Below are 18,067 nucleotides of genomic sequence, written 5' to 3' on the forward strand. Positions count from 1 at the left end.
ATCGGGTCGACCGTTACGGGAGGACCTTCTCGATCTGCACGCTGCCGGTGCCGGCGGCGGTGCCGCGGCCGTTGAGCAGCTGGACCTGGCCGAAGAACTGACGGCCCTCGGGGGCCGCGCTGTTGACCAGGACGTTCGCCGAGACGCTCGTCGAGGCACCGTTGGCGAGGTTCACCTTGGCGGCCTCGTCGACCTGGACGGAGCCCAGGGCGGAGGAGAAGAACACGTCACGGTAGTCGTACGTGGTGGTGCCGGACGGCACCGCGTAGCCGGTGACGATGATCGTGTAGGTGCCGGCGGCCGGGTTGGCCAGGCTCACGGCCTCCTCGGAGTCGCCGTCGGCGGAGGAGCCGACCTTGACGCCGTTGAGCTGGACCTCGAGGTCCAGGTCCGCGGCGGTGTCGGAGACGCCGCCGATGGCGATGTCCAGACGCGAGACGCCCGCACCGATGGTGACGGTCGAGGTCTGCACCTCACCGGCCTTGATGGTCGGCTTGGCGACCTTCGCGGAACCGAGCTGGCCGCCCTGGAGCTTGCCGCCGGTGATGGCCGCGCCGTCGTTCTTGACGGTCCACTGGACCGGCGCCGCGGTGCCCTGCTTGACCTCGGGGAGCACCTTGACCGCCGGGTCGAAGCCCGCGCCCAGGACGCTGACGTCCAGCTTGAACGGGTTGTCGAGCAGCGGCGACGTGCGGCGCGCCTCGACCTCGATCTCCCAGACGCCGGGCGTCGGGTTGGGGTACGAACGAAGGTCGGGGCGGCAGGTGTTGGCCGGGTTGTCGTAGTTCGGGTAGCACTGCGTCGTCGCGCTGTCCTCGACGCCCACGCCGTACGGGTGGATCGAGATGAAGCGCGTCTGGCTGCCCGCCGCGAGACCACCGAGCGCGACCTCGAGGGTCTTGGCGCCCTGCGGCACGGTGACGAAGTACGACTTGTTGCTGTTGCGCTGCACGGACGAGGTGTCCGAGAGGCCGAAGGACGGCTTCGCCAGCGGGGTCGCCGTGACGACGGTCGTCATGATCTGCTTGTCGATGCCCTCGGTGGTGGCGTCGTCCAGCTGCAGGATGCCGCTGTGCGCGCCCGCCGTCTTCGCGTTGGCCTCGACCTTGATCGTGACGGGCTTGTTCAGCGGCAGGGTGACGTAGTCGTAGCCGCCGACCACCTTGAAGGTGCCGTCGTTGTTGCGCCAGGTCAGGTCGTGGCGGGTGCCGTACTTGACGCCGGTGGTGCGGGTGACGACGACGTCGTAGACCTTCTTCTGGCCGACCTTGAGGCCGCCCTCGCGGTCGTAGAGGCCGGTGCCGAAGCCCGGGGTCTTGAGGAACTGGTCGATCGCGGTGTCGACCGGGGCCTTGACGGCGAAGTCATTGGCCTTCGGACCGCGCTGGATGGACTCCCAGGCGCCACCGATGTTGATCAGACCGGCGCCCTGCTCGTGCGCGGAGGCCCCGTCGATCTTCTTCGCGGTGCTGGTGAGCGCGATGCGCAGGCTCTGCGGGGTCAGCGCGATGTGGTTCTGCTTGGCGGCCGAGATCAGCAGGGCGCTGGCGCCCGCCGCCTGCGGCGAGGACATCGAGGTGCCCTGCAGCATCGAGTAACCGGCCGGCAGGGTGTAGCCGGCCTCCTTGACCGGGGAGCCGGGCAGCCAGGTCTGGGTGGTGTTGATCGCGGCGCCGGGGGCGGTGATGGTCGGCGTCAGGCCGCCGTCCTCGCGCGGACCGCGGGAGGAGAACGGGAAGAGCGCGTACTTCTTGGTCACGCCGGAGCCGTAGTTGGCGGCCCAGGTCTCCTTGGAGACCGCGGCGCCGACGCTGAGCACCTTGTCGGCGAGGCCGGGGTCACCGATGGTGTTGACGCCCGGGCCCTCGTTGCCCGCCGAGATGACGAGCTGGACGCCGTAGGTGTCGATCAGGCGGGTGTACAGCTCGGACCGCGCGTTGTTGCCGTCGTTCAGCGCGGGCAGGCCGCCGATGGACATGTTGACGATGTCCACGTGGCGGTTGACGACGAGGTCGATCATGCCCTCGGTCAGCGCGATGTTGGTGCAGCCGCCGGTCCAGGAGCAGGCGCGCGAGGAGACGATCTTCGCGCCGGGGGCCTCACCGTTCATCTTGCCGCCGAACAGGCTGTTCGCCGCGGTGATGCCCGCGACGTGGGTGCCGTGCTCGGACTCGATGATGCCGATGTTGACGAAGTCGGCCTTCTTGCCGACCCAGTCCCCGCCGTACGGGTCCATCGGGACGTCCTTGCGGATCTCGATGGTGAACGGGATCCGCTCGGCGACGTCGGTCGCCGGGTTGTCGGTGCCGAAGTAGCCGATCTGGTAGCCGTCCTTGTACGGCTTCATCGGCTCGTTGTTGGTGAAGTCGCCGTCCTGGTCGGTGTCGACGCGGACGGTGCCGGCCACCGGGTCGTACAGCATGCCGAACCGGTCGGTGGTGTCGCCGTCGCGGTTGACGTCGCCCTTCATGTCACCGGTGGCGGTGATGGACTCGCTGAAGCGGCTCCACTGGTACGAGCCCTCGGGGGCCTTCCAGCTCTGGCCGCCCGCGGTGAAGGAACCGCCGGTCGCGGTCACCGGGGTGATCTGCGGGCGCCAGGTCGCGTCGTTGTCCGCGATCGGGTCGGTCGCCGTCACCCAGTCGACGATCTTGCGCTCGCCGGTGGTGGTCTTCTGGAGCGCGGGGTGACCGAGGTCGACGCCGGAGTCCAGGATGCCGATGGTCACGCCGCGGCCGTCGGCCTGCGGGTTCTGCTTCACGAAGTCGACCGCGCCCGTCTCGAAGGACGGGTTGTACGGGTTCTTCGCGGGGGTGTTCTTGTCGGGCCCGGGGTAGGTCTCCGACGCCGTCTTCTTCGCAGGCGCGTTCTCCTGCTTGGCGTCGGGACGCGGGTCCGGCAGCGAGATCTCGTGACGCAGGTCGATGCCGTGCACGGTCGACAGCTTGGCGGCGGCCTTGAGGGCCGCGTCCGCCTTGTCGGTCGGCAGCGTGGCGCGCACGTAGCCGAGCTTGTCGTACGTCTGGCCCACCGAGGCGCCCTGTACGGCGTCCAGCTGCTGGGCCACCTGCTTGGTCTCGCCGGGGGCGGTCGCCACCATCACGGTGACGGTCTTCTCGCCCTTGGCCTGCGCCTGCTGGAGCAGTTCGGCGTCGGCGGAACCGAGCTTCTGGTCTGCGGACTTGACCGCGGCGGAAGCGGCCGGGTCGACGGTGCCACCCGCAGCGAACACGGGCACCGCGCCGGTGGCCGCGAGGGCGGCCACCAGGCCCGCGGCGGCCGCGACGCGAGCGACGCGCCGCGTGCCGGATATGGAGCCGGGGGATTCGAGGGTCATCAGCATCCCTGGATAAGTGAAAGAAACGGTCCGGATTTCGGTGCCGGATGACCGGTCAGCTTGGCGCAAGTGACAGCTGTTTGGGGAGGGTTGTCATTGACCGTGACCTGTCATGGCGGATATTCGCCACCGCGGGGTATGCGCCATCGGGGCCCTATGCGGGCAGACCGGTACCAACCGAGGGTGCTGAAGAGGAGATTTGTAGACTCGCTGACCTGATGTCAGCGCATGGACCGCGCCGGGGCGCGTTCCGGGTGTGACAGATTCTTCGCCTCTAGCGCTCGCGCGTGCGCGCGTAATGGCGGGAGGCCTTCGCCCGGTTCCCGCAGACGGTCATCGAGCACCAGCGCCGGGTGCCGTTGCGCGAGGTGTCGTAGAAGCGCAGCACGCAGGTCTCCGAGGCGCACTTGCGGATCCGGTCGGGCGCGGCGGTCAGCAGGTCGAGGTAGCCGCGGGCGGCCGTCCAGGCCGGGCCCCAGGCCGGGTCGGCGAACTCGGCCCGCTCGCCCGGTCCTTCGGCGGTCAGCGTGGCCCGGATCCGGCCGTGTTCGAGCACCGCGTCGATCAGCGCGCGGGCCCCCGCGTCGGCGGGGTCCGCGACCGCGCGGGCCAGTGCCTCGCGCGCGGTCAGCAGGTGGATCAGGGTCGGCGCGTCGGCCCGGAAGCGGCTGTCCAGCCCGGTGGAGCGCAGCCAGACGGCCACCCCCTCCACCCGGGTCAGCCCGGCCTCGCCGGCCCCGGCGAAGAGGTCGGTGAGCACCCCGTCCTTCATCCAGCGGGTGTTCAGCAGGTCCAGGGCGATCGGTTCCCCGGTCAGCGGCCGCGGGTCCGTCGTCGTCATGCCTGCTCCCGTGGCCCCTCGAAGGTCGAACTAACCCCTCAAGAATACGTGACCGGTTGACTGCGTGGTGCCTAACCCTTAACTTTGTTTTAGAAGGTTAGCCACTGGAAAGGAACAGGCCACCATGACGACGACCGCCATCGGCGCGCTGCGCACCGGCCACATCGGCCTGAACGTCACCGATCTCGACCGCTCGCTCGGCTTCTACCGGGACGCGCTCGGTTTCGATCAGCTCGGCGAGGGCAAGGAGGCGGACCGCCGCTACGCCTTCCTCGGCCGGGACGGCGCACTCGTCCTCACGCTCTGGGAGCAGGCGAGCGGCCCCTTCGCCCCGGCCGCCGCCGGACTGCACCACCTGGCCCTGTCGGCGGACACGATCGAAGAGGTGCGGGCGTACGAGGAGCGGCTGCGCGCGCTCGGCGTCGACTTCGCCTACGAGGGGGTCGTCGCCCACCGCGAGGGCGCGGCCTCCGGCGGGATCTTCTTCCACGACCCCGACGGCACCCGGCTGGAGATCTCCGTCCCGGCCGGTGCCGAGGACGCTCCGGCGCCCGCAGGGGCTGCTCCGACCTGCGGTTTCTTCTAGAAGGAGGTACGGGCGTGACGTACCGCCGAGGTTCCTTGGACGTACAGCGGCGCGTGGGGGTCCGGGAGGCCGCCGAGCACGTCGGGCGCGCCGTGGGCAGCGGCATCCGCGAGGTCGCGGCCGTCTTCCTGGAGCAGCAGCCCTTCCTGGTGGTCGGGGCCGCGGACGGGGCGGGGCTGCTGTGGGCCTCGCAGCTCACCGGCCCGCCCGGCTTCGTACGGGCCACCGGGCCGCACCGGATCACGGTGAGCGGCGGGGTCCCCGAGGGCGACCCGCTCGCCGCGGTGCTCGCGATCCCCGGGACCGCCGTGGGCACCATCGCCCTCGATCCGCGGACCCGGCGCCGGATGCGGCTCAACGGGGTCGTGGACGAGGGGGCGGGAGGGGCGGGCCGGTTCAGCGTCGAGGCGGAGCAGGTCTTCGCCAACTGCCCCAAGTACCTCCAGAAGCGGCAGCCGGTGGCGCTGGTGCCGGAGGGGGGCGGGGTCGAGCGGCGCGGGGGAGCGCTCACCCCCGACCAGGAGGCGTGGGTCCGGTCCGCCGACACCTTCTTCGTGGCGACCACCGCGGAGGGCGGGGTCGAGGCCAGTCACCGCGGCGGCCGGCCCGGATTCGTCCGGGTGCACGGGCCCGGCGAGCTGTCCTGGCCCGACTATCCCGGCAACGCCATGTTCCTGACCCTGGGCAACCTCGCCACCGACCCGCGGGCCGGGCTGCTCTTCCCGCACTGGGAGAGCGGGGCGCTGCTCCAGCTCAGCGGCCGGGCCCGGACCGAGTACGCGGCCGACGGCTCCCGGACCGTCCGCTTCACCGTGGCCTCGGTGGTCGAGAGCCGCCACCCGGGGCGGCTGCGCTGGAGCGGGCCGGAGTACTCCCCGGCCAACCCTCCCGTCGACGTCGAGGCCGCCACGGGGGCCGGCCCCGCGCCGGACGGAGGTCACCGGGGGAGCACGACGAGGTAGGCGGCGGGCTCGCGGTCGGCCGAGGCCGTCAGCGCGGTCCGGACGACCGCCGCCTGCTGCTCGGCGTGGTCGCGCAGCTTGCGCGGGGTGATGTGCAGGACGGTCACCCCGAGCCGCTCCAGGGCGTCCCGCTTGCGCGCGCACTCCGACCACTGCTCGTCCTCGCCCTGGCGCGGGGCCCGGGTGTCCAGCTCCACCGCGACCGCCTGGTCGGGCCAGTAGGCGTCGACCCCGCCCAGGTGCGGGCCGCCGGGGACCCGCAGGTCCACGTTCCACACGGGCTCGGGCAGGCCGTACAGGCGCACCAGGTCGTACAGCCGGTCCTCGGCGATGGCCCGCCCCTCCGCCAGCAGCGACTCGACCGCGTCCACCACGTGCGGGCGGTTCAGCAGCCGGGCTACCGTCAACTCCCGTACCAGCGCGGCGGGTTCGCAGTGTCCGCCGCGAACCGCCTCGCTCAGCAGGCGCCGTACGGTCTGGGCGTCCGAGAGCTGCGCGACGGCGTCGGCCACGGCGCGGGCGACCGGGGCCACCGGGAGTCCGGTGACCTCCTGCGGGCGGGGCGGGGTGTGCGAACGGACCACCCGGACGCATCCGGTGGAGCGGAGCCTGCGGGTGCCGGGGACCAGCACGTCGATCTGGGGCAGGGCGAGCAGGGTGGGTGCGGAGGTGAAGCGGTGGAGCGCGAGCGCCGCGAGCCCCGTGATCATGACCTCGCCGCCGCGGCGGCCCGCGTACAGCAGCGCCGCGTGCAGCCGCTCCTCGCTGGTCGCGGGGCCCGAGTGGAGCAGGAACACCCCGGGCAGGATCTGCTGCCAGGGCCGGCCGGCGGCGTCCGAGGCGCTGACGCCGTGCTCGCGGAGCTCGGCGAGGGTCAGGACGCGGGGGCGGGTGCCGGTGAGGTGCCGGAGGGGGAGGGGCGTGTTGTGGTTCATGAGCCGGGGATTCCGCATCCGGCCGCCCCGCTAACCGCTGTTACACGCTCGTCGACAAACCGGGACAAGCCAGGGCTAAAGTACGGGCGTTCGACGGTCGATAGGGCCCCCACCGCCATTCGAACGCCCCTTGGGCCGCGCCCACCTCCAGCCCGCCCGGCGTTTGAGGGCGTCTTTGAGCCGCGCCCGGGGTCGGGCGTTGCCTCCGGCGGCGCCTCAAACGCCGGCGGGGCTGGATGGTGACCACCTCCAGCCCGCCCGGCGTTTGAGGGCGTTGGTGAGGCCCGCCCGGGGTGGGGCTTCGAACGCCGGCGGGCCGGGTTGGCCCCGCCGGCGTTCGAAGGGGCGTCAGGCCTGGGACGCCGCGTCGCAGCGCTGGCCTCGCAGTGCGCGCGCCAGGTCGTCACGGGCCTCCAGGACCAGCCGCCGCAGCGCGGGCGCCGCATCCGCGTGCTCCGTCAGCCACGCGTCCGCGACGGCCAGCGTCGCGTCCGTGTCCTGGAGCGCGGGGAACAGCCCGCGGACCACGTCCATGCCGATCTGGATCGAACGCTCGCTCCAGACCCGCTCGATCGCGTCGAAGTACCGCTGCGCGTACGGCGCCAGCAGCTCCCGCTGCGAGGACTGCTGCATCCCCGAGATCGTCGCCTCGACCAGCGCGTTCGACAGGGCGTCCGACTCCACCACCACGGCCCACGCCTGCGCCTTGACGGCTTCCGACGGCCGCGCCGCCAGGCACCGCACCTGGTGGCGTCGGCCCGAGGCCGTGTCGTCGCGGGTCAGTTCGGCGGCGAGCACGCCCTCGTCCACCGCGCCGTGCGCGCTCAGCGGCAGCAGGAAGTCCCAGCGCAGCTCCTGGTCCACCTCCAGCCCGTCGATCCGCGCGCTCCCGTCGAGCAGCCCCAGCAGCAGCTGGTAGTCGCCCTCGGTCGTCGCACCGGCCGCGAAGAAGCGGGCCCAGGTCAGCTGGTGCTCCGAGCCCGGCTCGGCCAGCCGCAGCTCCTGCAGCGCGCAGGCCGCCAGCACCCGGCCGCCCTGCTCGCGCCACTCGGGCGCGCCGTAGTGCGTGACCGCGCTCTGCGCCTGCCCGTGCAGCATCTGGAGCACGCCGACGTCCGTCTCGCGGCCCGCGTGGGCCAGGACCAGCGCGAGGAAGTCCCGCGCGGGCATCAGCGCGTCGCGCGTCAGGTTCCACAGCGCCGACCAGCACATCGCCCGCGCCAGCGGGTCGGTCAGGTCGCCGAGGTGCGTGCGCAGCGTGGCCAGCGAGCCCTCGTCGAAGCGGATCTTGCAGTAGGTCAGGTCGTCGTCGTTGACCAGGATCAGGTCGGGCCGCTCGGCACCCGCCAGCTCCGCGACCACCGTGCGGGCGCCCGCGACGTCGGCCTCGGTGCGCGCGTAGCGGACCAGGGCGCTGTCCTGCAGCCGGTAGAGGCCGATCGCCACCCGGTGCGGGCGCAGTTCGTCGCCCTCCTGGAGCACGGCGAGCTCGGTGATCCGCCCGGCCGCGTCATAGGTCACCAGCGGGGTCAGCGCGTTCACGCCCGCCGTCTGGAGCCAGGCGCGCGACCACTGCGCCATGTCCCGGCCGGAGACCTCGGCCAGCACCGTCAGCAGGTCGTCGAGGGTGGTGTTGCCGTAGGCGTTGGCCTTGAAGTAGCGGCGCGCGCCCTCCAGGAAGGCGTCCCGGCCGACGTAGGCGACGAGCTGCTTGAGCACGGCCGCGCCCTTGGCGTACGTGATGCCGTCGAAGTTGAGCTTGGCGTCCTCCAGGTCACGGATGTCGGCCGTGATCGGGTGCGTGGACGGCAGCTGGTCGGCCCGGTAGGCCCAGGCCTTGCGGTTGTTGGCGAAGGTCACCCAGCCGTTGTCGAAGCGGGTCGCCTCGACCATCGAGAAGGTGCCCATGAAGTCCGCGAAGGACTCCTTGAGCCACAGGTCGTCCCACCACTTCATGGTGACCAGGTCGCCGAACCACATGTGCGCCATCTCGTGCAGGATGACGTTCGCGCGCCGCTCGTAGGAGGCCCGGGTGACCTTCCCGCGGAAGATGTACTCCTCGCGGAAGGTGACCATCCCCGGGTTCTCCATGGCGCCCAGGTTGTACTCCGGCACGAAGGCCTGGTCGTACTTGCCGAAGGGGTACGGGAAGTCGAAGTGCTCGTGGAAGAAGTCGAAGCCCTGCTTGGTGACCAGGAAGACGTCGTCCGCGTCGAAGTGCTTGGCCAGCCCCTTGCGGCACATCGCACCGAGCGGGATCGTCAGGTCCCCGCGCGTGTAAGTGTCCGTGACGTAGTGGTAGGGACCCGCGACCACGCAGGTGATGTACGTCGAGATCGGCGCGGTCTCGGCGAAGCGGCGGGTGTCGCCCTCGCGGGACTCCTCCGCGCCGTTGCTCCAGACCTGCCAGCCCTCGGGAGCCGTCACCTCGAAGCGGTAGGGGGCCTTCAGGTCGGGCTGTTCGAAGTTCGCGTACACCCGCCGGGCGTCGGCCGGCTCGTACTGGGTGTAGAGGTAGACCTCGCCGTCCTCCGGGTCGACGAAGCGGTGCATGCCCTCACCGGTCCGGCTGTAGGCGCAGTTCGCGTCCACGACCAGCACGTTCTCGCCGGCCAGGTCCGTCAGCGCGATCCGCGAGCCGTCGAAGACGGCGGCCACGTCGAGGGCGGTGCCGTTGAGCGTGACCGCGTTCACCGAGGGGGCGATCAGGTCCGCGAAGGTGGCGGCGCCGGGTACCGCGGAGCGGAAGCGGAGCGTCGTCACCGAGCGGAAGGTCCGTGGCCCCTCGGCCGGTTCGCTCTCGTCCACGGCGGACCGCAGGTCGAGGACGACCTCGTACCCCTGGACGGACAGCAGCTCGGCCCGCTCACGGGCCTCGTCGCGGGACAGGTTTTCACCGGACACGGGCACTCCTTCGTGCGTGTTCACGTGTTCACGTTTTCGGTTCGAATCCTCCCACGGGGAATGTGTCCGGCCGTCGGGCGGTTGCGACGGTGAGCGCGCCCCCGGGCGCGCCCCCAGATCCGTCCCCATCCGCGTCCCCGAGGGACCCCCGCCGCGAGGAGAGTCATGTCCGACACCCAGGTGCCCGAGAAGACCCCGGTCGACTTCTGGTTCGACCCGCTCTGCCCCTGGGCCTGGATGACCTCCCGCTGGATGCTGGAGGTCGAGAAGGTCCGCGACATCGAGGTGCGCTGGCACGTCATGAGCCTCGCCGTGCTGAACGAGGACAAGCTCGACGAGCTGCCCGAGCGCTACCGCGACCTGCTCGGCCCCAAGGGCCTGGAGCCGGTCCGCGTGGTCGTCGCGGCCCAGCAGAAGCACGGCAGCGAGGTCACCGGCAAGCTGTACACGGCGCTGGGCACCCGCTTCCACAACGAGGACCAGGGGGCGGGCCGCGAGACCATAGCCGCCGCCCTCGCCGACGTCGGCCTCCCGGCCGAGCTGATCGAGTACGCCGACTCGGACGAGTTCGACGAGATCCTGCGCGCCTCGCACTTCAACGGCATAGAGCGGGTCGGCCAGGAGGTCGGCACGCCGGTCATCTCGGTGCCCGGCGCCGACGGCGAGGACGTGGCCTTCTTCGGCCCGGTCGTCACCCCGGCCCCGCGCGGCGAGGCCGCGGCCCGGCTGTGGGACGGCACCCTGCTGGTGGCCTCCACGCCCGGCTTCTTCGAGATCAAGCGGACCCGTACGGTCGGCCCGAACTTCGGCTGACCGCACGGCCGAGTAGCAGCCGCCCGGTTCCTCCCTTACCGTCCCGTTATGGGGACTGGGCAGACCGGGCGGCCGGGTACGGAAGCGGTGGTGCTGGGCCGCGACGGAGGCCGCGCGGACCCGCACCAGCCGAACGGGAACGCGCCCCACGGCAGCCTCCCGGCCCGCCCGCGCGACCGGGTGCTGCGCGCCGCCGCGCTCGCCGTGCCCCCGCTGTGGACCGCGCTCGGCATCCGCCACGCCGCGGGGACCCTGCGCCACTACCTGCGGGGCGCGGGGCGCCCGTACCGGGTCGACGCGCGGGCGCTGCTGGCCGTGCCCGTCGTACGGGCGGAGGTCGACCGGCGGCTCGCGCGGTGGCGCGCGGACGCCAGGGCCGTGGGCGAGCCGGGGGCGTACGCGGCGGACAGCGGCTGGCGCGGGGTGCTCATCACCCGGCGCGGCAGCGCGGACTGGTGGCTGGCGCTGCGCGGGGCCGAGTACCGGATCAGCGGCACGGTCCGGGTGCACGGGGACGGGTCGGTGGTGACCGACTACCGCTTCCAGATCCACAAGAGCTGGAACTTCGACCACGGCGAGTCGGAGTTCGGCATCCCCTTCACGCCCTTCGCCCGGCTGCACGAGACGGGCCTGGCGCACGAGTTCACGGCGGTCGGCGAGGTGGACGGGCTGGTGGACGCGGCGGGTCCGGCGCACGCGGAAGGCCCCCGCGAGTCACGTCCTCGCGAGGGCCCTCCGGTGGAAACGTCCGCAGGTGAAGGTTGAGAAGACGATCACGAGGCGGACGGCTCAGTGGCTGATCAGCCCTTGGCCGGGATCAGCAGCGGGGTGTTCGCCTTGGCGTCGGCGAAGCGCTTGGCCACGTCCTGCCAGTTGACGACCTTCCACATGGCCTCGATGAAGTCCACCTTCTGGTTCTTGTACTGAAGGTAGAAGGCGTGCTCCCAGGCGTCGAAGACCAGGATCGGCACCGAGGCAGCGCCCACGTTGCCCTGGTGGTCGTAGATCTGCTCGACGATCAGGCGGCCGCTGACGGGCTCGTACGCGAGGACGCCCCAGCCGGAGCCCTGCGTCGCGGAGGACGCGAAGGTCAGCTGCTTGCGGAACTTCTCGAACGACCCGAAGGACTCGGTGATGGCGTCCGCGAGGTCGCCGAGGCCGTCCTTCTCGTCCGGGACGCCGCCGCCCTCGTCCGTCTTCGGGTTGGCCATGTTGTGCCAGTAGATGCTGTGCAGGATGTGGCCGGAGAGGTGGAACGCGAGGTTCTTCTCCAGGCCGTTCAGCGCGCCCCAGTTCTCCTTGTCGCGCGCCTCGGCCAGCTGCTCCAGCGTGGTGTTGGCGCCCGTGACGTAGGCGGCGTGGTGCTTGTCGTGGTGCAGCTCGATGATCTGCGGGTTGATCACCGGCTCCAGCGCCGCGTAGTCGTACGGCAGCTCAGGAAGCGTGTAGATGGCCATGCGGGTATCCGGTCCCCTCAGTGTTCTTATTGCAACACTTGCGCAACTGCACGCTAGCAGCATCTATTTCCGCAGGCAGCTAAGGGTTACCTGCCTTGTCGGGAGCTCCGGTACGCCGGAGGCCGGGTCCACGCGTGTGCGTGGACCCGGCCTCGGGGGAATGGTGTGAGGGTCCGTCACCCGGCCGCGCGGGCCGCCGCCGCGCGCTGGCGGACGTATCCGGTGGCCGCGAGGGCGACCGTGAGTCCGCCGGTGAACAGGACCTGGACCCGGGTGTCCTCGCCCACGGCCATCAGGACCAGCACCCCGGCCACCCCGGCCAGGGCCACCCAGGTCAGGTAGGGGAAGCCCCACATCCGCACGACGAGCTTGCGCGGATCCTCGCGCTCCGTGCGCCGGCGCAGCACGAACTGGGAGACGGCGATGAAGCCCCAGACGATCAGGATCACGCCGCCGACCATGTTCAGCAGCCAGGCGAACAGGGTGTCCGGGTACCAGTAGGACAGCAGCACGGTGACGAAGCCGAAGCCCGAGGAGGCGAGGACCGCGCGGCGCGGCACCCGGTGGGTGAGCTTGCCCAGCGCCTTGGGTCCCTGGCCGCGCGAGACCAGGGAGTAGGCCATGCGGGAGGAACCGTAGATGTTGGCGTTCATCGCGGACAGCAGCGCGATCAGGATGACCACGTTCATGACCTCGCCGGCGGCCGGGATGCCCAGGTGGTCCAGGGTCGCGGCGTAGGGGCCGCTCCCGGTGACGGCCGGGTCGTTCCACGGCAGCAGCGTCACGATCACCAGCATCGAGCCGACGTAGACGATCGCGATCCGCCACATGGTGGTCTTGACGGCCTTGGCGACGCCCCGGACCGGGTCCTCGGACTCGGCGGCGGCGATGGTCACCGTCTCCAGGCCGCCGTAGGCGACCACCGAGGCCAGCAGGCCGACGAGCAGTCCGTCCACGCCGTTGGGCAGGAGGCCGCCGTCGTGCAGCAGGTTCGCGGTGCCGGGGGAGGCGGTGCCGGGCAGGACGCCGAGGACGGCGAGCACGCCCAGGCCCAGGAAGAGCCCGATGGCCCCGATCTTGAGCGCCGAGAACCAGAACTCGAACTCGCCGAAGTTCCCGACGGCGCCCAGGTTGGAGACGCAGAACACCGCCATGAAGATCAGCACCCACATCCACGAGGGGGTGCCCGGGAGCCAGCCCGTCACGATGTGCGCCGCGCCGATGGCCTCGATGGCCACGCCGACGCACAGCAGGATCCAGAACATCCAACCGGCGGTGAAACCGGCCCACGGGCCGATCGCGCGCTCGGCGTGCACCGAGAAGGAGCCGGAGGCGGGGTTCGCGGCGGACATCTCGCCGAGCATCCGCATCACGAACATCACGAGCAGTCCGGACACCGCGTAGGCGAGCACGATCGAGGGCCCGGCGGCGGCGATCCCCGCCCCGGAGCCCACGAAGAGCCCGGCTCCGATGACTCCGCCGAGGGCGATCATCGAGAGGTGGCGCTGCTTGAGTCCGTTGCCGAGGGGGGATCCGGCGGGATCCCCGGGCGTCCGGTCCTCTTGCTGCTCGGGCGGTGTGGCGGTGCGCTGGCTCATGCGGAGGTGCCTGTCCGGTGTGCGGGTGGACGGGGTGAGGTGCACCAGTTTGCCTACCGTCCGTTTATCGGACGTTCCCCGTCCACGATGTGGACGCCCGCCTCACCCGAAGTGATCATCCACAGGCGACCGCGCCATCAGGAGCGGGCGGCCCGCAGCTCGCGCACCCCCGCCACGAGCAGGACGACGAGGGCGGCGCCGCCCGACCACAGGAGCTGGGGGCGCGCGTCGTCGTCGAAGAGCATGAGGACGAGGACGGCCGCCATGCCGGCGAGCGCGAACCAGGTCAGGTACGGGAAGCACCACATCCGCAGGGTCAGCCTGTCCGGCATCTCCCGCTCGATCCGGCGCCGCAGCTTCAGCTGCGAGACGGCGATCAGCGCCCACACGAAGAGGAGCACGGCGCCGACGGCGTTGAGCATGTAGAGGAAGACCGTGTCGGGCCACAGCAGGTTCAGGACGACGGAGACGAAGCCGAAGGTGACCGACGCGAAGACCGCGCGCCGCGGAACCCCGCCCGGCGAGACGGCCAGGAGCGCCCCCGGCGCCTCGCCGCGCTCGGCGAGGGAGAACACCATGCGGGAGGAGCCGTAGAGGTTGGCGTTCAGGGCGGACAGGAGGGCCACGAACACGACGATGTTCATGATCTGTCCGGCGCCGGGGATCCCGATGGAGTCGAGGACGGCGACGTAGGGGCTCTCGCCGGGCTTCATCGAGTCCCAGGGGAGCAGGGTGACGATGACGAGCATGGAGCCGATGTAGAAGAAGAGGATGCGCCACACCGCGCTGCGCACGGCGCGGGAGACCGAGCGGGCGGGGTCGTCGGACTCGGCGGCGGCGATGGTGACGACCTCGAGGCCGCCGAAGGCGAAGACGACGGCGAGCATGCCGGCGATGACCCCGCTGAAGCCGTGGGGTGCGAAGCCGCCCTGGCCGCTCAGGTTGGTCAGGCCGATGGGGTCGGTGTCCGGGAGGAGGCCGAAGATCGCCAGGGTGGACAGGACGAGGAAGAGGACGATCGCACCGACCTTGAGGGTGGCGAACCAGAACTCGAACTCGCCGAAGTTGCGCACGGCGGCCAGGTTGCTCGCGGTGAAGACCACCATGAAGATCAGCACCCAGGCCCACTGCGCGATCTCCGGCACCCAGCCGTTCGCGATCTTCGCGGCGCCGGTGGCCTCCACGGCCAGCACCACGACCAGCAGGAACCAGTACAGCCAGCCCGCGGAGAATCCGGCCCAACGGCCCAGCGCCCGCTCGGCGTGCACCGAGAACGAGCCCGAGGCGGGCATGGCGGCCGACATCTCGCCGAGCATCCGCATCACCAGCATCGCGAGGACGCCCGCGAGCAGGTAGGACACGATGATCGCGGGACCGGCGATGGTGATGCCCGCGCCCGAACCGACGAAGAGCCCGGCGCCGATCACGCCGCCCAGGCCCAGCATGGTCAGATGGCGCTGCTTGAGCCCGTGGCCGAGGGGCTCCTGGGGGAGATCAGGCAGGGGTGCTTGTGACATCTCCACAGTGTCCCCGAGCAGGCCGGGGCCACGCAAAACGGTTTACTTCTGGCCAAAAATAGCGGTGACGCAGGTCACTTCGCCCGCTGTGGGGGCGGTGGTGACCGCCCGCCTTTGTGGACTCCCCACCAAGTAAGGGATCACTGCTTTGTCTCTGCGCGACGCTGAACGGCCGGGGGTCACGGGACTAACGTCACCTTGTCCCCACCGCCCTGCCCCGCAGCACCCGAACCTCCGGAGTCCCGATGAGCACCGCTTCCGTTCCGACGACCGCCGCCTTCCGGCCCGGTGCCGTCCTCGCCGACCTGCTCCCCGCGAGCCGGGTCCGCGACATCGCGCTCGTCGTCGGCGGGGCCGCGCTGACCGGCCTCGCCGCGCAGATCGCCGTACCGGTCCCCGGCTCGCCGGTCCCGGTCACCGGGCAGACCTTCGCGGCCCTGCTCGTCGGCACCGCCTTCGGCGCCCGCCGCGGCTTCCTCTCCCTCGCGCTCTACGCCCTGGTCGGCGCGGCCGGGATGCCCTGGTTCGCGAACGGCACCTCGGGCGCGGGCGGGCCCTCCTTCGGCTACGTGCTGGGCATGCTGCTCGCCGCGACCGTCGTCGGGGCCCTCGCCCGCCGCGGCGCCGACCGGTCGGTGGTGCGCACCGCCCTGACGATGGCCGCGGGCTCCGCGGTGATCTACGCCGTGGGCGTCCCCTACCTCGCCCTGTCCACCGGGATGTCCTTCGGCGCGGCCGTCGCCGCGGGGCTGACCCCGTTCCTCATCGGCGACGCGCTCAAGGCCGTCCTCGCGATGGGGCTGCTCCCGGCCTCCTGGAAGCTGGTCGGCCGCGGCTGATCCCCGCACCGGCCCCGACGACGCGGCGGCCCCGGACCACTGGATGGTCCGGGGCCGCCGCGCGCGTATAGAGGGAGCGGATCGCCCGTACGGTCAGGCGCGCGCGGCGTCCTTGCGGCGGATGACGTCGCGCACCGTGCCGATGACCAGCACCACGGCGGCGACCAGCAGCGACAGCAGGACGACCTCGCGGTTGCCGTCGTCGTAGAGCATGTAGCCCAGGACGAAGGTGATCATCGCGGCGGTCAGCCAGGTCAGGTACGGGAAGAACCACATCTTCACCGTGAGCTTCTCCGGGGCCTCGCGGAGCAGGATCCCGCGCATCCGCAGCTGGGTGAAGCAGATCGCCAGCCAGACGAAGAGCGCGATGGCGCCGGAGGAGTTGAGGAGGAAGTTGAAGACCGTGTCCTTGAAGGCGTAGTTGAAGTAGACGGCGATGAAGCCGAAGACGACCGAGCCCAGGATCGCGGCGACCGGGACGCCGTTCTTGGAGACCTTCGCGAAGACCTTGGGGGCGTCACCGCGCTCGCCCAGCGAGAACGCCATGCGGGAAGCGGTGTAGAGGCCCGAGTTCAGGCAGGACAGCACGGCCGTCAGGACGATCACGTTCATGATCTGGCCCGCGTGCGGGATGCCGATCGAGTCCAGGGCGGCGACGTACGAGCCCTTCTCGGTGATCGACTTGTCGTTCCACGGCAGCAGGGTCAGCACGATGAAGATCGAGCCGAGGTAGAAGACGCCGATCCGCCAGATCACCGAGTTGGTGGCCTTGGTGACCGCGCGGCGCGGGTCCTCGGACTCACCGGCGGCCAGGGTGACGATCTCGCTGCCCATGAAGGAGAAGACGACCATCAGGACACCGGTCAGCACCGACCCGACGCCGTTGGGCATGAAGCCGCCGGCGTCCGTCAGGTGCGCGAGGCCCGCGCCCGGGTTGTCCGAGCCCGGCAGCACGCCGAAGACGGCCAGCAGGCCCACGATCACGAAGCCGCCGATGGCGACGACCTTGATGCCGGCGAACCAGAACTCGAACTCGCCGTACGAGGCGACCGAGCCGAGGTTGGTGACGGTCAGCACGACCATCACGATCAGCGCCCAGGCCCACTGCGGGACGGCCGGGACCCAGCTCTCCAGGATGCTGGCGCCCGCCGTGGCCTCCACGGCCAGTACGACGACCCAGAAGAACCAGTACAGCCAGCCGATGGAGAAGCCGGCCCAGCGGCCGAGCGCCCGGTCGGCGTACGCGGAGAAGGAGCCGGAGTTCGGGCTGGCCGCGGCCATCTCGCCGAGCATCCGCATCACGAAGACGACCATCGCGCCGACCAGCGCGTAGGAGATCAGGATGGCGGGACCGGCCTTGGCGATGCCGCCGCCGGAGCCGACGAAGAGGCCGGCGCCGATGACGCCGCCAATGGCGATCATGGACAGGTGGCGGTTCTTGAGACCGGCCTTCAGACCGTCGGAGGGCTGGGAGCCATCGGGTTCACCGATGGAGCCGCCTGACTTCTGGAGGGTCGTCGTGGAGCTCATGGACGAATCCTTAGGTTCTCGGGTTGCGAGCCCCGGCATTCAAACCTGAGATGAACGCAGGACGGAAGACCCCAATCCGGATCGTTGCTTATGGACGAAGGTCCGGGACTTCGGTCCGGCGGTGTCCCATCTGCGTTCTTTGGGTTTACTTGAGCTTTAGAAGTGACTTACGCGACACCCCGGAGCAGGTCGCGGGGCCCGCCCGTGCCACACTCGTCCCATGCGCGTGTACCTCGGATCCGACCATGCCGGCTTTGAGCTCAAGAACCACCTGGTGGACTGGCTCAAGAACAACGGCCACGAGCCCGTCGACTGCGGGCCCCACATCTACGACGCGGTGGACGACTACCCGCCGTTCTGCCTGCGCGCCGCGCAGCGGACCGCCGAGGACGCGGACGGCCTCGGCATCGTGATCGGCGGCTCCGGCAACGGCGAGCAGATCGCCGCGAACAAGGTCAAGGGCGTCCGCGCCATCCTGGCCTGGAGCGTCGAGACCGCGAAGCTCGGCCGTGAGCACAACAACGCCAACGTCATCTCCGTCGGCGGCCGGATGCACACCCAGGACGAGGCCGTCTCCTTCATCGAGGCCTTCCTGGCGACCCCGTACTCGAACGAGGAGCGGCACACCCGCCGCATCGAGATGCTCTCCGCCTACGAGACCACCGGCGAGCTGCCCCCGATCCCGGCGCACCACCCGCAGGGCTGATCCCGCTCCCGGCCGCGCCCCCCCCCCCGGGGGGCCGGCCGG

14 protein-coding genes are annotated in these 18,067 nt (G+C 71.0%); 6 read left to right on the top strand and 8 right to left on the bottom strand.

All coding sequences use genetic code 11. From position 1 onward, the window contains the following. Nucleotides 1-13: 13 nt before the first annotated feature. Together ACFWAR_RS34030 and ACFWAR_RS34035 are read right to left on the bottom strand one after the other, a co-directional pair. Nucleotides 14-3,337 carry a S8 family serine peptidase gene (locus ACFWAR_RS34030; RefSeq protein ID WP_385785806.1) on the bottom strand — a complete coding sequence of 1,108 codons (3,324 nt, stop codon included), beginning with the start codon at nucleotides 3,335-3,337 and terminating at the stop codon, nucleotides 14-16. A 274-nt stretch (nucleotides 3,338-3,611) separates the two neighbouring features. Continuing rightward, nucleotides 3,612-4,178 (bottom strand): CGNR zinc finger domain-containing protein, encoded by a 567-nt coding sequence (locus ACFWAR_RS34035; RefSeq protein ID WP_385785809.1) that lies wholly within the window; start codon nucleotides 4,176-4,178, stop codon nucleotides 3,612-3,614. A gap of 124 nt (nucleotides 4,179-4,302) precedes the next feature. On the opposite strand from ACFWAR_RS34035, the gene ACFWAR_RS34040 reads away from it, so the two are divergent. Both ACFWAR_RS34040 and ACFWAR_RS34045 read left to right on the top strand, forming a co-directional pair. Beyond that, entirely contained in the window at nucleotides 4,303-4,764 is a 462-nt protein-coding gene (locus ACFWAR_RS34040; protein WP_385785811.1) for a VOC family protein, read from the top strand. 14 nt (nucleotides 4,765-4,778) lie between these two features. Further along, nucleotides 4,779-5,726, top strand: coding sequence for a pyridoxamine 5'-phosphate oxidase family protein (locus ACFWAR_RS34045; protein WP_385785814.1), 948 nt, complete (start codon nucleotides 4,779-4,781; stop codon nucleotides 5,724-5,726). Here the strand turns inward: ACFWAR_RS34045 and ACFWAR_RS34050 are convergent. After that, complete coding sequence (locus ACFWAR_RS34050) at nucleotides 5,702-6,661, bottom strand: hypothetical protein (RefSeq protein WP_385785817.1); 960 nt, start codon at nucleotides 6,659-6,661, stop codon at nucleotides 5,702-5,704. The genes ACFWAR_RS34045 and ACFWAR_RS34050 overlap by 25 nt on opposite strands. A 348-nt stretch (nucleotides 6,662-7,009) precedes the next feature. Next, entirely contained in the window at nucleotides 7,010-9,565 is a 2,556-nt protein-coding gene (pepN, locus tag ACFWAR_RS34055) for an aminopeptidase N (protein ID WP_385785819.1), read from the bottom strand. Between the two features lie 165 nt (nucleotides 9,566-9,730). Here pepN and ACFWAR_RS34060 point away from each other — a divergent pair, with 165 nt between their 5' ends. Both ACFWAR_RS34060 and ACFWAR_RS34065 read left to right on the top strand, forming a co-directional pair. Next, nucleotides 9,731-10,378, top strand: a complete 648-nt coding sequence (locus ACFWAR_RS34060; RefSeq protein WP_385785822.1) for a DsbA family protein — start codon at nucleotides 9,731-9,733, stop codon at nucleotides 10,376-10,378. A gap of 48 nt (nucleotides 10,379-10,426) precedes the next feature. Then, nucleotides 10,427-11,143 carry a hypothetical protein gene (locus tag ACFWAR_RS34065; protein WP_385785825.1) on the top strand — a complete coding sequence of 239 codons (717 nt, stop codon included), beginning with the start codon at nucleotides 10,427-10,429 and terminating at the stop codon, nucleotides 11,141-11,143. 35 nt (nucleotides 11,144-11,178) lie between these two features. Here the strand turns inward: ACFWAR_RS34065 and ACFWAR_RS34070 are convergent, their stop codons facing one another. From ACFWAR_RS34070 to ACFWAR_RS34080, 3 genes are all read right to left on the bottom strand, one after another. After that, entirely contained in the window at nucleotides 11,179-11,835 is a 657-nt protein-coding gene (locus tag ACFWAR_RS34070) for a superoxide dismutase (RefSeq protein WP_385785828.1), read from the bottom strand. Nucleotides 11,836-12,011: 176 nt separating this feature from the next. Further along, entirely contained in the window at nucleotides 12,012-13,433 is a 1,422-nt protein-coding gene (locus ACFWAR_RS34075) for an amino acid permease (RefSeq protein ID WP_385785830.1), read from the bottom strand. 137 nt (nucleotides 13,434-13,570) lie between these two features. Then, entirely contained in the window at nucleotides 13,571-14,950 is a 1,380-nt protein-coding gene (locus ACFWAR_RS34080) for an amino acid permease (RefSeq protein ID WP_385785833.1), read from the bottom strand. A gap of 245 nt (nucleotides 14,951-15,195) precedes the next feature. Between ACFWAR_RS34080 and ACFWAR_RS34085 the strand changes: the two genes are divergently transcribed. After that, nucleotides 15,196-15,789, top strand: a complete 594-nt coding sequence (locus tag ACFWAR_RS34085) for a biotin transporter BioY (protein ID WP_385785836.1) — start codon at nucleotides 15,196-15,198, stop codon at nucleotides 15,787-15,789. Between the two features lie 93 nt (nucleotides 15,790-15,882). Here ACFWAR_RS34085 and ACFWAR_RS34090 read toward each other — a convergent pair whose 3' ends face one another. Further along, nucleotides 15,883-17,319 carry an amino acid permease gene (locus tag ACFWAR_RS34090; RefSeq protein ID WP_385785839.1) on the bottom strand — a complete coding sequence of 479 codons (1,437 nt, stop codon included), beginning with the start codon at nucleotides 17,317-17,319 and terminating at the stop codon, nucleotides 15,883-15,885. Between the two features lie 220 nt (nucleotides 17,320-17,539). Here ACFWAR_RS34090 and ACFWAR_RS34095 point away from each other — a divergent pair, with 220 nt between their 5' ends. Continuing rightward, nucleotides 17,540-18,025 (top strand): ribose-5-phosphate isomerase, encoded by a 486-nt coding sequence (locus ACFWAR_RS34095; protein ID WP_385785841.1) that lies wholly within the window; start codon nucleotides 17,540-17,542, stop codon nucleotides 18,023-18,025. The last annotated feature ends 42 nt before the right edge of the window (nucleotides 18,026-18,067 follow it).

The sequence above is a fragment of the Streptomyces sp. NPDC059917 genome (genome assembly GCF_042730635.1).
Lineage (GTDB): Bacteria > Actinomycetota > Actinomycetes > Streptomycetales > Streptomycetaceae > Streptomyces.

Coding starts and splice junctions, on each gene's coding strand:
- ACFWAR_RS34030 (WP_385785806.1), bottom strand. CDS start 3,337: ATGACCCTCGAATCCCCCGGCTCCATATCCGGCACGCGGCGCGTCGCT.
- ACFWAR_RS34035 (WP_385785809.1), bottom strand. CDS start 4,178: ATGACGACGACGGACCCGCGGCCGCTGACCGGGGAACCGATCGCCCTG.
- ACFWAR_RS34040 (WP_385785811.1), top strand. CDS start 4,303: ATGACGACGACCGCCATCGGCGCGCTGCGCACCGGCCACATCGGCCTG.
- ACFWAR_RS34050 (WP_385785817.1), bottom strand. CDS start 6,661: ATGAACCACAACACGCCCCTCCCCCTCCGGCACCTCACCGGCACCCGC.
- ACFWAR_RS34060 (WP_385785822.1), top strand. CDS start 9,731: ATGTCCGACACCCAGGTGCCCGAGAAGACCCCGGTCGACTTCTGGTTC.
- ACFWAR_RS34065 (WP_385785825.1), top strand. CDS start 10,427: ATGGGGACTGGGCAGACCGGGCGGCCGGGTACGGAAGCGGTGGTGCTG.
- ACFWAR_RS34070 (WP_385785828.1), bottom strand. CDS start 11,835: ATGGCCATCTACACGCTTCCTGAGCTGCCGTACGACTACGCGGCGCTG.
- ACFWAR_RS34075 (WP_385785830.1), bottom strand. CDS start 13,433: ATGAGCCAGCGCACCGCCACACCGCCCGAGCAGCAAGAGGACCGGACG.
- ACFWAR_RS34080 (WP_385785833.1), bottom strand. CDS start 14,950: ATGTCACAAGCACCCCTGCCTGATCTCCCCCAGGAGCCCCTCGGCCAC.
- ACFWAR_RS34085 (WP_385785836.1), top strand. CDS start 15,196: ATGAGCACCGCTTCCGTTCCGACGACCGCCGCCTTCCGGCCCGGTGCC.
- ACFWAR_RS34090 (WP_385785839.1), bottom strand. CDS start 17,319: ATGAGCTCCACGACGACCCTCCAGAAGTCAGGCGGCTCCATCGGTGAA.
- ACFWAR_RS34095 (WP_385785841.1), top strand. CDS start 17,540: ATGCGCGTGTACCTCGGATCCGACCATGCCGGCTTTGAGCTCAAGAAC.